The sequence below is a fragment of the Tepidisphaeraceae bacterium genome (genome assembly GCA_035998445.1).
Lineage (GTDB): Bacteria > Planctomycetota > Phycisphaerae > Tepidisphaerales > Tepidisphaeraceae > DASYHQ01.
On the sequence record DASYHQ010000026.1, the window covers coordinates 41,782 to 54,949 of the forward strand.

The 13,168-nt window shown below is 64.6% G+C and carries 12 protein-coding genes; 8 read left to right on the forward strand and 4 right to left on the reverse strand.

All coding sequences use genetic code 11. From position 1 onward, the window contains the following. Positions 1-352: 352 nt before the first annotated feature. A complete protein-coding gene (locus VGN72_11105) occupies positions 353-5,566 on the forward strand; it encodes an FHA domain-containing protein (protein HEV7299902.1) in 5,214 nt (1,737 codons plus the stop codon). Between the two features lie 23 nt (positions 5,567-5,589). On the opposite strand, the gene thpR is transcribed toward VGN72_11105, so the two are convergent. Next, positions 5,590-6,147 carry an RNA 2',3'-cyclic phosphodiesterase gene (thpR, locus tag VGN72_11110; GenBank protein HEV7299903.1) on the reverse strand — a complete coding sequence of 186 codons (558 nt, stop codon included), beginning with the start codon at positions 6,145-6,147 and terminating at the stop codon, positions 5,590-5,592. A gap of 5 nt (positions 6,148-6,152) precedes the next feature. Further along, the gene (locus VGN72_11115) at positions 6,153-6,524 is read right to left on the reverse strand and encodes a nucleotide pyrophosphohydrolase (protein ID HEV7299904.1); all 372 of its coding nucleotides are present in this window, start codon (positions 6,522-6,524) and stop codon (positions 6,153-6,155) included. Between the two features lie 91 nt (positions 6,525-6,615). Between VGN72_11115 and VGN72_11120 the strand changes: the two genes are divergently transcribed. Then, a complete protein-coding gene (locus VGN72_11120; protein ID HEV7299905.1) occupies positions 6,616-6,972 on the forward strand; it encodes a DMT family protein in 357 nt (118 codons plus the stop codon). A gap of 65 nt (positions 6,973-7,037) precedes the next feature. On the opposite strand, the gene VGN72_11125 is transcribed toward VGN72_11120, so the two are convergent. Beyond that, entirely contained in the window at positions 7,038-7,922 is an 885-nt protein-coding gene (locus VGN72_11125) for a manganese catalase family protein (protein HEV7299906.1), read from the reverse strand. A gap of 280 nt (positions 7,923-8,202) precedes the next feature. Between VGN72_11125 and VGN72_11130 the strand changes: the two genes are divergently transcribed. Next, positions 8,203-8,631: an OsmC family protein gene (locus VGN72_11130; GenBank protein ID HEV7299907.1), complete on the forward strand. Its 429-nt coding sequence runs from the start codon at positions 8,203-8,205 to the stop codon at positions 8,629-8,631. 212 nt (positions 8,632-8,843) lie between these two features. Here VGN72_11130 and VGN72_11135 read toward each other — a convergent pair whose 3' ends face one another. Next, positions 8,844-9,779 (reverse strand): TIGR01777 family oxidoreductase, encoded by a 936-nt coding sequence (locus VGN72_11135; GenBank protein ID HEV7299908.1) that lies wholly within the window; start codon positions 9,777-9,779, stop codon positions 8,844-8,846. A 98-nt stretch (positions 9,780-9,877) separates the two neighbouring features. Here VGN72_11135 and msrB point away from each other — a divergent pair, with 98 nt between their 5' ends. From msrB to VGN72_11160, 5 genes are all read left to right on the forward strand, one after another. Beyond that, on the forward strand, positions 9,878-10,357 hold the full coding sequence (gene msrB / locus VGN72_11140) for a peptide-methionine (R)-S-oxide reductase MsrB (protein HEV7299909.1): 480 nt from the start codon (positions 9,878-9,880) through the stop codon (positions 10,355-10,357). Between the two features lie 116 nt (positions 10,358-10,473). Continuing rightward, positions 10,474-10,788 carry a PepSY-like domain-containing protein gene (locus VGN72_11145; protein ID HEV7299910.1) on the forward strand — a complete coding sequence of 105 codons (315 nt, stop codon included), beginning with the start codon at positions 10,474-10,476 and terminating at the stop codon, positions 10,786-10,788. Between the two features lie 400 nt (positions 10,789-11,188). Next, positions 11,189-11,527, forward strand: a complete 339-nt coding sequence (locus VGN72_11150; protein ID HEV7299911.1) for a hypothetical protein — start codon at positions 11,189-11,191, stop codon at positions 11,525-11,527. 62 nt (positions 11,528-11,589) lie between these two features. Next, entirely contained in the window at positions 11,590-12,492 is a 903-nt protein-coding gene (locus VGN72_11155; protein ID HEV7299912.1) for a PfkB family carbohydrate kinase, read from the forward strand. Positions 12,493-12,513: 21 nt separating this feature from the next. Beyond that, complete coding sequence (locus VGN72_11160) at positions 12,514-13,149, forward strand: hypothetical protein (GenBank protein HEV7299913.1); 636 nt, start codon at positions 12,514-12,516, stop codon at positions 13,147-13,149. The last annotated feature ends 19 nt before the right edge of the window (positions 13,150-13,168 follow it).

Here is a 13,168-nt window from a genome sequence, read left to right on the forward strand (position 1 = left end):
GTGGATGGTGGGCAGTAGGTAGTGGGCAGTCCGAAGATAACAAGCCTCCCCCGCCTCCCCACCCCAACCCTCCATAACGGTCTTAACACCTCAACCGCCTGCCATCGCGAGTCTACCGATGAATTCGCGCGTTTTCGCTATCGGTCGACGATGATGCTAGGTTACAATCGCCGGGACGCGGAGCGACCTGGCCAGCGGAAAAGAGACGGGCAAGTCCGAACTAACTTGGCACGCGCTTCGTCCTATTGGTCACTGGACGATCCCCATCGCCGCCCACCCACCTGAGGCCGGGCGCGCGGTGAGCGGTTCCGTTGTCGATTTTGCACCATGGCACGTTCATCAGGTTGGTTGGATGACCTTAGACGCTGATCTCAATACGGCCCCCTCCGCCGCGCTCGTGCCGCAGGGCAAGCACGCCGGACAGACGGCCATTCCGCTCCTCCGCCCCGCCACCATCATCGGTGCCCGCCATCGGTCGCACGTGCATCTGCTCTCGCGATCGGTCAGCAAGGCCCACGCGATCCTCATCCGCACCAACGGCGGCTACTACGTCCGCGACCTCGCGTCGCGCTCCCACGTTTACGTCAACGGCCGGCAGGTTCGTGAAGCCGATCTTGTCCATGGCGATCTGCTGAAGATCGGCAACTTCGTCTTCCGCTTCACCGAGCGCAACGTCCCCAGCGATCGCCGCCCGTCCACCCGTGCCGCCGAGGCCGCGTTCGAGGTGGAGGGCAGTTCGATGCCCTTCGCCGTCCAGGACCGCTCGGTGCTCATTGGTCGCCGGCAGCAGTGCGACGTGTCGCTGATTGAGTCGTCCGTCTCCACCGCCCACGCGCTGCTGTTCGACATGGATGGCCATTGGTTCCTGCGCGACCTATCGAGCCGCACCGGCACGTGGTTGAACGGCACGAAAATCCATCAGCAGGAAATCCGTTTCGGCGACGAGATCCGCATCGGTGAGACCTCGATGCGTTTCGTCCCCTCTACCGCCGACGCTTTGCGACCGCAGGTGGACGAGTTGGAAGACCTGGTCGGCACCGCGCCACTGCTGGAGCCGGAAGAAGCGGACGTCCTGCCGCAACTGCTGCTGCCACCCGATGCGCCAATTGGCGTCGCCCGCCCCGTGGCCGTGCCCGAAGTACCCGCAGCCGAAGCCCCAGTCGAGACGGCGGATGAGCCAGACGCTCTTCCGATCGACGAACCCCTACCGCTCAGCTTCGACCTTGATGAGCCCGCTGCCCCGGCGATCGCTGCCGCAGATGATGCGCCCGACGCTCCCGCGGCCGACGAAGACGACCTTCTGCAGATGATGCTGGACGAGCCCGAGGCGCCCGCGGCCTCCCCACCGCCGGCCGCGCCAGTGGGATCGGGTGTGCCGGCGCCGATGGGCGTGATCGAGGCCGAGCGTCGCAACGCTCCACCGGCCAAGCAACCGCCCGCCAAAGGCGACGACCTCGTCGATCTCGATCAGGAACAGGAGATCGACCTCGCGAGCGATCCGGATGTTTCCGGACCGGGCGAGACAGCCACGCTGCGCCTGGCGCCCGACGACACCCAGCGGAAGCCGTCGCTGTCCGACCGGGTCGTCGACCCGGCCGACAACAGCGACACGATCAGCGAGGCGCAACGGCTGCTGGTGGATGCCGACCTTACCGCCGACCGGCTGTCGTCCAGCGCCACCGCCGCCGACCTGCAAAGCGCCGCCGAGGAAGCCGTCGCCGCCGCCAACGTGGAGGCCGGTGAGGCCGATTCCTACGATGCCTTGTCGCTGAGCGACCTGAGCGCGCTCGACGCCCCCGCTGACGATGCGACCCCACCCCCGTCGGACGTGGAACTGGAGCCCCGCCGGGGCTGGCGCCGTCGCAGTGGTAAGGACCAGGAAGCGCCCGCGGCGGCTGAACGCCCGACACCCGCACCCGCTAAAGACGTGGAAGCGGCCGCGGCCGCTGCGCCATCACCCTTCGAACCAACCCCGGCGCGCCCCGCGGCACCCGAGCCTGAGCCTGATACAGAAGCTCCGTTCGAATTCGAACCCGCCGCCGAGGCAGCAGCGCTCGAAGGGGTTGAAGAAGACGTATCGGTCGATGAGTCAACTGCGCCCACCGCCGAGGCCGAAGCGGAACCTGAAGCGGAGACCATCGCCGCGAGCGACGATGGCGAACCGCAGCCGATTGAAGATCTGTCGCGCCTGGACTTCTCCGCGCTGTCGCTGGATTCGGGCGCAAAGTCGTCCGACGACGTCGCGCTCGACCTCAGCGAGCCCGCAGCGCCATCCGAGGCGACGCCGGAGCTGAACCTGGGCATGGTTCCGCCCGACCCGGAGCCCACGCCGCCGGCCGGTTCCACACCCGTTCAACCGTTGATCGCAGCCGACGCGCTGGAACTGCCCGCCGCGCCCGAACCGGCCAAGCCGCGTCGCGGGCGGAAGACCGCGAAGAAGCCCGCGCCGGTGAAACCCGCGCCACCGGCCAAGGCCGCGCCACCCCCGCAGCCTCAGCCAAAGCCAGCTGCGAAGCCGACGCGCAAGCGTCGACTGACCAAGGCCGAGCTCGCCGCCGCCGCGGCCGCCGCGGTGGCACCAGAGGCCATCGAATCGGTCGAGCCGCTCGCCGCCGATGTCACCGAGACGCCCGCGACGCCCGAGCCGGAACTGGAACCGACGACCGCGTCGGCCGAGGTGATCGACACGAGCGAGCCAACGCCTGAGTCGGCGTTTGACCTGGCTGAGATGGACGAGACCGACCCCTCGCCAATGGCCGACGGCGACAATGTCGATGCGCTCACTGACACCACCTTCGGCCGTCAGCTTAACGACTTCGCCGGCGACGCGCCCGACCCGGTCATCGTTGAATCCCCCTTGGATGAATCCGCCGAACTGGAACCGCCGACAACGGCCGCACCAGATTCCACCGAGGTGGTCGCAGAACCCATCGTCACGGCCGAGGCAGACGAACCGCAGGCGACGGAATACGTGGCCGACGTGTCGCCTGCGACCGATTACCACCCGGCGACGCTCGACGAACCGATCGCCGACGCGCCTGCGCCGGCCGAAGCCGACACCACCGAGCCCGCGGCCAATGCCGACCGCCCGCGCAGCGCGCTGGAGCAGATCGCAGCATCGTTCTCAGCGGCCGATCTGGACGAGGTCGAAGCCGACGAACCCACCGCTCCGGTCCCATCGATGGGCGTGCTGGAAGCCGATGCACAGCTGGATGCCGGCTTGGCCGAGCCGTTGGACTTAACCGACGCGACTGCGGAAGTGCCACCGACCGATGTCGACCCCTTGGCCGACACAGGGCTCGCCACCGAGCTCGTTCCGGAAGCCCCACCGGAACCACCCGCCGCGCCAGAAGCCGCTGCGGTGAAACCGGTTGTCGACGAGACGCCTGCGCCGGTCACCGAACTGGTCGCTGATGTTGAAGTCGAAGCACCCACAGAGCCCGAGCCCGAACTTGTAGCGCAGGTGGACGCGCCAACGACGTCGCAGGAAGCGGCAACCGCCGCGCAGAACGAATGGCGGATGCCGGATGAGTCGGACCTGTTGGTGCCCGACGACGAGCCCGCCGATGGCATCGCGGACGGTCGTGATTCCGCAAGCTTCATCGGCGGGGTGCCGTTGCCCTTGAACCCCCTTGGCCAGCCGGAAGCCAGCGTCCCAGCCATTGCGGATGAAGGCGCGCCCGTTCCCGAATTGGACTTGCCCGAACTGGACCTGTCGCCAGAGCCTTCGATTGTCGTGCCGTCGGGTGATGTGGACATGCCCACGCCGGACGACATGCTCGACTTCGGCGATGACGCGCCATCGTCGGTCGAGCCGGTCAGTCAGACAAACGAGCCGGAAGCCCCGGCACCGACCGCGGTCGTCGAGCCGCCTTCGCCCGCGGCGGCGGCGGCATCAGCAACGGTCGTTCCCCCGCAGCATTTGCCCCCGCGTCCTCGGCAGATGGGTCGCCGTGCGACGCCGTTCGCCAAGACACCGTTCGACGAAATCCCCGAGCCGAACGGCGACTCCGACCCCAACGCCATCCCCCCGTTCGCCGGGCCCGGCCCTGCCACGTTCGGGCAGGTGACGACCGCGTTCGACGGGCTGGCCATGCCGCCGGTGCGCGAGGCGGACGTCTTCTCGCATCAGGTGCCCGGCCACGTCGTCGGTCAGAACCGCCAACGCCCCGCTGCTCCCACCAGCAGCGCCAAGGCGCCGGTGATTCCGCCGACCGACAGCACGCTGGGCCTGACGCCGGAGACGATCGAGTACGCCTCGCGCGAACCGGCCGACGTGCCCGCCAAGGCCGCGCGACCGACCGCGCCCGGCTTCCGTCCGCCGACCATGATCGGCAACGCGCCCGAGGGCAAGCGAACGCCCGGCGGCAAGCGCAAGAAGTGGTTCGGCCTGAAATGGCTGCTGCCCATGATGGTCTTCGCCATGGCGTTGGTGGCCGGGCTGATCTACGCAATGGTGCCGGTGGTCACGGTCGTTCAAGGTTACGTTGACTACAACAACCTCGACAAGGTATCGCCGGCAAAGCGCGAGCAGATCCAGGTAAGCCAGATGGCGCTGGTGACGCACGAGGAGACGCGCAAGCAGGCGGCGGACATCCTCGACAAGATGCCGATGCGGCGCGGCATGAATCCCGGCTTCCTCGCCAGCACCCAGGAAGCCGCCATCGCGCGGGACCGAAACGTCTCGATCAGCTTCCCGCCGCCCGGCACACGAATGGTAGTGCGCGTCAAGTCGACCGACCCCGCCCGCGATACGCTGCGCCTGCAGGCGTTGCTGACGCACGTCTCGGTCGCGACCGCGTCCATGACCGATCGGGCCCATCAGTTGAAGGAACTGGAACGCTCGCAGAAGGCCAAGCTGGCCGAGAACGAGCGTAACCTGATGGAGCAGGAGATCCGACTGGCGCAGGCTCGCCGGGCCGGCAATAATCGGCCGCCGGGTGAGGATGTGATCGCGCTGGAGAACGAACTGAAGACGCTCGAGACCGCACGCAGCGACGCGTTCCTGAGGGTGACCGACCTGCAAACCGAGTTGGATCAATTGAAGTCGGCCAATCCCGCAGCGGCTCCTGATCGACTAGCAAGCGTGCAGGCGCAATTGGAAGAGGCCCAACGCGTCGCCGACGCCGCCGGTAATGCGGCCACCAATGCCGACCGCGAGCTTCGGAAGATGCTGGTCGCCCGCATGGAGGCACAGTCCGCATACGAGAAGCAGCAGGAACTGGAACGCTCGATCGCCAGCTTGAAGGCGCAGCGACAGGAATTGCAGCAGAAGACCGTCGAGGCCGTCGCCGAGGCCGATTCCGTCGTCACGATGACGAAGTTCGTTGAGGGCACGATCACCGCGTCAAATCCCGAGGACCCACGCCTGATGTACGTGGTCATCAGCACGGTCGCGATCTGGCTGGTCTTCGTGATCCTGATTGCGGTCACTTGGAAATCCCAGCACGCCCCTGCAACTGCCGAGGAAATCAACGACGGCGACGGCTTCGATGCCGCCGACCCACAGTTCAGCCTGATCGCCCCTCAGCGTGACCCGACCGCGAAGGAAACCGTACCGGCGTAGTGTTGTGCGTCGTTGCCGTTCGCTTACAAGTCCACCCGGTTCAGCATTGGGATTCGCAGCAGCGTTTCGTACACCGGTTCCGGCTCGCCGAGCGTGCTCTTCATAAGGTGGATCGCGGAGACCGTAAACCAGCCTTTGGGCCCAAGGTCCGTCTGGCGCGCAACGGGAACTTTAGGCGCGTCGCGCTTCGAGCGGCCGATCGTCACGTGCGGGAGGAATTTTCGGTTCTCCTTCTCAAAGCCCAGCCGTGCGAACGCGGCATCCAGATTTGCCTGATAGTCGGCCAGTTGGTCCACGTCCCCCTTCAGTTCCAGTGCCATCACTTGCCGATCGGGCGACCCCAAACGAATCAGCTTGCCGAACTGCAACGCGACCGGTGGACATGGCGACACGCTACCCAGCGCCGTACGGGCGGCGTCCGCGGTGACGTCGTCCACCTCGCCGAGGAACTTCAGCGTGATGTGCAGGTGAGACGGGTTCGTCCAGCGGAACTCGGGATACCGGCTGGCGATGTCGGTGGTGAATCGCCGCAGGAGCGCCTGCGTGGGCAACGGTAACGGGACGGCGACGAAGAGGCGCATCGCGATCAATCCTTTGGCACGGGCCGCTGGTAGTTGCCGTTGAATTTCTCCGCCGGGTACTTCGCCCGGTTTTTCACCATCTTCGCCTCGGCGGCCGCAGCAACGTCGAGATCCATGCTGTTGGCCAGCGACAGCAGGTACATCAGCACGTCGCTTAGTTCCTCACCGACCGCCTTGCGAAAGTCGGCGTCGTTACGGCTGCGGTCGATCGCCTCCTCGGCCGTCAGCCATTGGAAATGCTCCAAGAGCTCGCCCGCCTCCACGCACGTGCTGGCGGCAAGGTTGCGCGGCGTGTGGAACTTGTGCCAGTTGCGCTCGGCGACGAACGTCGCCATCATCGACTTCAGGTCCGAAATCGTCGTTTGGGAGTCGGTCATAGATACTTAGTGTACGCGGAACGATCGCTATCCAGTTCCAGGAAAACCTTGCCGCTGAAGCGGCAAGGCCGGGTCGGTCGATAATGCGTCGATGGCCCTCGCGTTCCTGTTGCTCGTCATCTCCAACGTCTTCATGACGTATGCCTGGTACTACCACCTGCACAAGTTCAAGGCCTACCCGCTGATCGCGGTCATCCTCATCAGCTGGGGCATCGCGTTCTTCGAGTACGTCTTTCAAGTGCCCGGCAACCGCATCGGCAATAACGCAGGACTGTCTGTGGCCCAGCTTAAGATCGGCCAGGAGGCGATCACGCTGGCGGTCTTTTGTATCTTCGCGCGCGTCGTGCTGAAAGAACATTTGACGTGGAACGTATACGTGGGGTTCGCGTTCGTGCTGATCGGGGTGGTGTTCGTGTTCTACTTTAAGCCGATCCCACCGTCACATTAGGATTGATCAAAAAAGAGGGGCAGGCCCGGTGGCCTGCCCCTGCAAAAGCACGTCAGATTATTCGACTACTTCGATGCTGGCGGCACCGGCGCTGCCGGTGTGCCGTAGTAGCGCGGGTCGGCGCCTTTGGTCAGATCTGGCGCATCGGCGTACACCTCGGGTTGCTCGACATACGTGAACGTGCCCTTGCCGTCCGGCGCCGGCCCGCTGGCCCAACGGCCCTGCGAGCTCTCCGTGCCGGCGCTGAAGTTCAAGAACTGGTAACTGAACTTCGTGTGTTCCTGGCTCTGCGGGAAATTGGACGGGCAGGGCGTATCTTCCAAGCCGTCGGCCCGCAGCTCTTCGATCGCGGCCAGCCATTGGTTCTGGTGCATCGTGTCGCGGGCGAGCAGGAACGAAAGCAAGTCGCGCACGCCCTTGTCCTCGGTCATGTTGTACAAGCGGGCGACCTGCAGGCGGCCCTGGCTCTCGGCCGTCACGTTCAGACGGAAGTCGGCCAGCATGTTTCCACTGGCAGTGATGTAGGCCGCCGTCCATCGATTGCCCATGCTGTCGGCCGGCATCGCGCCCTGACCTGACGCGATCAGCAACTGCGGGTTCATCGCGGCCGCGGCGATCGTGTCCTTCGGATTCGTGCCGCCCAGGACCGCGCTGACGACGGAACTCTTCTTAGCGGCGCTTTCGGTGGTATCCGCATCGGCACCTTCGAGTAGTCGCGCGACCATCGTCGCCAGCATCTCGACGTGACCGATCTCTTCCGTGGCAATGTCCAGCAACATGTCGCGGTACTTGGCCGGGCCGCGACAGTTCCAACCTTGGAACAAGTACTGGTTCATGACCGACATCTCGCCCCACTGCCCGCCGATGACCTCCTGCAGCTTGCTGGCGAAGAGCGGGTCCGGACGGTCGGGCTTTGCGTGATACTGCAGTCGCTTGTCGTGAAGGAACATTGCTTACCTCGGTTTCGCCGCGAAAGGGGCGGCTTGTATTGGAGCAGCCACAACGCCCGTTCGCGCGAACGCGCTCGCCCTGGCCACGTGTTGAACGTGCCAGTGCAATGGACATACCCCCGAGGTTGCGCTCAGGAAGAACCTGACGCCGGCTCAACGGAGACATTCCACTGCGCCGCCTCGACGCGCTGCAATTGGAGTTCGGTTCGCCTACACTCCCGGGAACACGCCGCCTTCCGTGCAAGGCGGGCGCAACAATACCTAGAGAAGGAGAACGCACATGCCCATCAAATCCGCCAACGCCGTTTGGAACGGTTCGCTCGTCGACGGCAACGGTCACATGACCACCAAGAGCGGCGCCGTCAACGTCGACTATTCGTGGCAGGCCCGCTCGGGCGACGCCCCGGGCACGAACCCCGAAGAACTGATCGCGGCCGCCCATGCCGGGTGCTTCTCGATGGCGCTGTCGCACATGCTGGCCGAGGCTGGCCATCCGCCAACGAAGATCAACACGACCGCCGAGGTGTCGTTCGACAAGGTCGAAGGCGGCTTCGCGATCACGAAGATTCTGCTGAAGACGGAAGGTCAGGTGCCCGGGATCGACGAAGCCGCCTTCAAGAAGCACGCCGACAACGCGAAGACTGGCTGCCCGGTCAGCAAGGCGCTTGCGAGCGTGCCCATGACTCTGGAAGCGAAGTTCGTGAAGTAATATCGCGGTCACTACGAATGTCATCCCGATGGGAGCCTCAGGCGACCTGAGGGATCTCGATCCACGGACGGTTCTCGGCCGTGGATCGAGATCCCTCAGGTCGGCTAGCCTCTCATCGGGACCACACTTCCCTGACCAAGCGCAGGGGTCTGTCCGCTAGCGTTTAGGCTCCGATCGGCATGACATACGGACGCACGCTTAGCCATTTCGCATCACGCCAGCAGGTCATCCAGCGCCTTATCCAATTCCGGATACGCGAACACAAACCCCTCCCGCATCAACCGCGCCGGCACACAACGACGGCCAAGCAGGGCTAGTTCCGGGTCGGTGCGCATGAACCACGACCCCACGCGCACCATCGAAGCCGGCGCTGGCGGTGACCATGGCCGACCGACCGCACGGCGGAGTGATCGCATAAACTCGCGGTTGGGCTGTGGCTCAGGCGCTGTAGTGACGTACATGCCATGCATCGCGGGTTCGTCGATCGCCCGCATCACGATCGCGATAAGGTCGGCCACGTGAATCCAGCTGATGTACTGCCGGCCGGTGCCGACGGTGCCACCAAGGAACAGCCGTGCCAGCCGAGACAGCGTCTTCAGCGCCCCCGCGTTACGCCCTAACACGAAGCTGATGCGCAACGTGACGAACCGACACCCCTGCAATTCCGTCGCTGCCCTCGCCAGCGCCGCTTCCCACGCGGTGCCGACCTCCGGGGCGAAGCCGGTACCGATGGGGGCGGATTCATCCAGCACCTCGTCACCTGTGTCGCCGTAGATGTGGGCCGTGGCAGACTGCACCCAAACGCGCGGCGTCGTCCCCACCTGCTTCAACGCCGTCGCAAGCGCCCGCACGCTGTCGATGCGAGACTCCAGAATCACCCGCTTGTTCGCCGGCGTCTTGCGGCAATCCACCGTCCGCCCGACGTAGTTCACCACCGCATCCGCTCCCTCAATCTCGGCCGCCCACGGCCCGACGGTTTTGCCATCCCACGTCACGTACCGCACTTGGCCATCTACCTTGCTCGGTCCGCGCGTCAGTACGACGACCTGTTCGAACCGCTGGCACAGGGTCGGCAGCAACGATTGCCCCAGAAACCCGCTACCGCCCGCCAGGATGACTTTTCCGGACTTGGTGAATGTGCTAGCCATACAATCAGCGTACGCCAACTGCAGCCGTTGGCACGCGCCGACCGCGATGTTTCACGCGATTCGTTGTGGTCGAAGCGTTTGAACTGAAAGGAACGTCCATGAACGTGAAAGTATTCGACGAGAAGGGACAGTTGATCGGCCCCATTGACCTGCCGCGCGTCGAGAAGAGCGACGCCGAATGGCAGAAGCAGCTGACGCGCGAGCAGTACCTCGTCGCCCGCAACAAGGGCACCGAGCGCCCCTTCTGCGGCACGCTGCTCGACAACAAGGAGAAAGGCGTCTACGCCTGCATCTGTTGCGGCCTGCCGTTGTTCTCGTCCGACTCGAAGTTCAACAGCGGCACCGGTTGGCCGAGCTTCTTCTCACCCGTGGCGGCGGAAAACGTGATCGAGGACGTCGACACTGCCCACGGCATGCGCCGCACCGAGATCCTCTGCGCCCGGTGCGACTGCCATCTCGGTCACGTCTTCGACGACGGCCCACGACCCACCGGCCTCCGCTATTGCGTGAACAGCGAATCCCTTCGCTTCGTGCGCAGCGACGCGCTGGCGACGCTGGCAGAGCCCGTGGCGCAGTAGGTCAGCAGAACGTCGCGGGTCTTGTCGCGGTATTTCTCTCCTGGCGCTGATATAGGCGCTGGCAGCACGAGCGCCGCGCGATAGAAGGGATGGCCAACCCTTTACCGGAGGTCTCCGTGAAACGTGAACTGCTCGCCCTATCGCTCGCGCTGTGCGTCGCCGCCCCCGTACTGGCCGAGGACAAGCCAAAGGATGACACCAAGCACGAACACAAGCACGACAAGAAGGACAAAAGCGAGAAGATCAAAGCCGAGGACCTGCCCGCGAAGGTGATGACCGCCTTCAAGAACCTCTATCCGAACGCCACGATCACCGAGGTTGAGAAGGAAACGAAGGACGGCAAGGTCGAGTACGAGATCGAGTTCAAGGACGCCGACGGCAAGGAACACGACGTCGAGTTCAACGCCGAAGGTGAGAAGATCGACGACTGATCGCCGTTCAACACGATCCCGACGCTATAAAATCATCATCCTGAGGTACTCCGAAGGATCTCTGTGATTCCGTGAAGAAGAACAGATATCCTTCGGAGTACCTCAGAGGGTGTTTATCAAGTCTGGCCCCTCTCCCATGTACTCATGGGGGAGGCTGGGAGGGGGTGATTTCGAAACGACGACAAGTGTCAGCCGTTCGGAATCACCCCCTCCCAGCCTCCCCCGGAGTACCGGGAGAGGGGCCGGAGCGAGCCCCTCCGGCTTAATAAGCACCCTTTCAGGATGACGAGGCGCGGCGGGTCGACTCGAACTCTTCTGACGGACTCCCATCCCTTTCGTTGCCCGACAGCCATCGCACCGGTACCATCCGCGGCCTATGCGCTGGTTATTACATGGTCCGATGTCCGCCTCCGTCGGCGACGCCCTGCGGCGGCACGAGCACACCGCCGTCGATCTTGTCACCGCCGGTCTGCCCCCCGCCGCCGATCCCATGACCGTCTTGGACGCCGCCCGCAAGGGCCAGCTGGACATCGTCACCACCGACGACGCCCTCGTCCTGGCCGCCACCAAGGCAAAGCCGCTGAAGCGCTCCGTCGTTTACCTGCAGTTGGAAGGTCAGGACGTCGAACAGGACGACGCCATCGACCGCCTCTTCACCCGCTACAAGCGTCTAACGCCCAACCGCCTCTACACCGTCACCGAAAATCGCGTGAAGGTGCGCCAACTCCCAGGCGCTTAGGCACCGCGCTCCATGTAATTTCTTCTCAATCGGCAATCGCAAATCGAAAATCGGCAATCCCTATGTCCCTCCTCGTCACCGGCTCCATCGGCATCGATACCGTCGAAACTCCCTTCGGCAAGCGCGACAACGTGCTCGGCGGTAGCGCGATCTACTTCAGTTACGCGGCCTCGTTCTTCGCGCCCGTACGCCTCGTGGGCGTGGTGGGTGACGATGCCCCGCAGAGCGTCTTCGACACCTTTAAAGATCGCGACGTCGACGCCAGTGGCCTCGAAGTCCGCACCGGCAGCAAGACCTTCCGCTGGCACGGCTCGTACGTGAAGGACATGAACGAGGCCCAGACCGTCGAGGTCGACCTCAACGTGCTCGCCGAGCGCGCCCCGAAGATCCCGCAGAACTTCCTCGCCAGCCGCTACGTCTTCCTCGCCAACACCCACCCCGTATTGCAGCAGGAGATGGCCACTAACCTGAAGGACGCCAAGCTCATCGTCGCCGACACGATGAACCTCTGGATTCAAACCGAGCGTCCCGAACTCGTAAAAATGCTCGGCAAGATCCACGGCCTGGTCCTGAACGACGGCGAGGCCCGCCTGCTCACCGGCGAGAAGAACCTCATCACCGCCGCCCGCGCCGTGCTCAAGATGGGCCCGAAGTTCGTCGTCATCAAAAAGGGCGAGCACGGCTCGATGCTCGTCGGCGACCGCGACGTCTTCGTCCTGCCCGCCTACCCCGCCGACAAGGTCGTCGACCCCACCGGCGCCGGCGACAGCTTCGCCGGCGGCATGATGGGCTACCTCGCGACGCAGCAATCCCTCAGCCCCAGCACCATCCGCCGCGCCATGGCCTTCGGCACCGTCATCGCCAGCCACACGATCGCGGACTTCTCATTGGCAGGATTGCAAGCGACGACGCGCGATGCGATCGACGATCGCTACGATGCGTTCAAGCAGGCGATCAGCTTCTAAGGTAAGTGGTTCGACTTCTCCATGGACCTCCCCACCCTCCTTAGCGACCTCGGGCAATTGCTCCGCGAACACTGGCCCAAGGCCATCGTGTCGCTGGGCGCGCTGGTGATCGGCACGTGGTGGGGCAAACGGCGGGCGCGGGCGGAGTGGTCGCGCAAGCGGTTCCTGGACCGCATTAACTTCTCGTTGAACCTCATTCACGACGGCACCCTGCAGATCCGCACGCTGGCGGAGATGAACTGCAAGCAGGTCTTCCTGAACGAGGTCGCCGTCGAGCGCATCCTCGCCGCCGCCGCGAAAACGTCCGCCGACGACGCCATCCTGCCGCTACCGTCCGACGAGCGTTGGTACATGCTGAACGCCGTGCTGAACGAGATCAGCGAGCGCTACTCCGCCGGCTTCCTGAAGCGCGACATGGGCCTGCCCGTGCGGACGGCCAACTATCTGATCTGCCTGACCTACGAAAACGCCGGTGACCTGAAGACCCGCAAGATTCGTGCGATGATCGTGCGTAAGGACCTGCTATTAAACCTTCCCGCCGACCCGCCACGGCTGGAGCGCCCGCACCACGCGATCCGCTTCAACACGCTGAAGCAGCTCGCCGCCTCGTACACCGCCGATCCGTCGAACTTCCTCGACGTGGAGATCTGCCTGTAGCCTAAGCTGCAACGAAGGA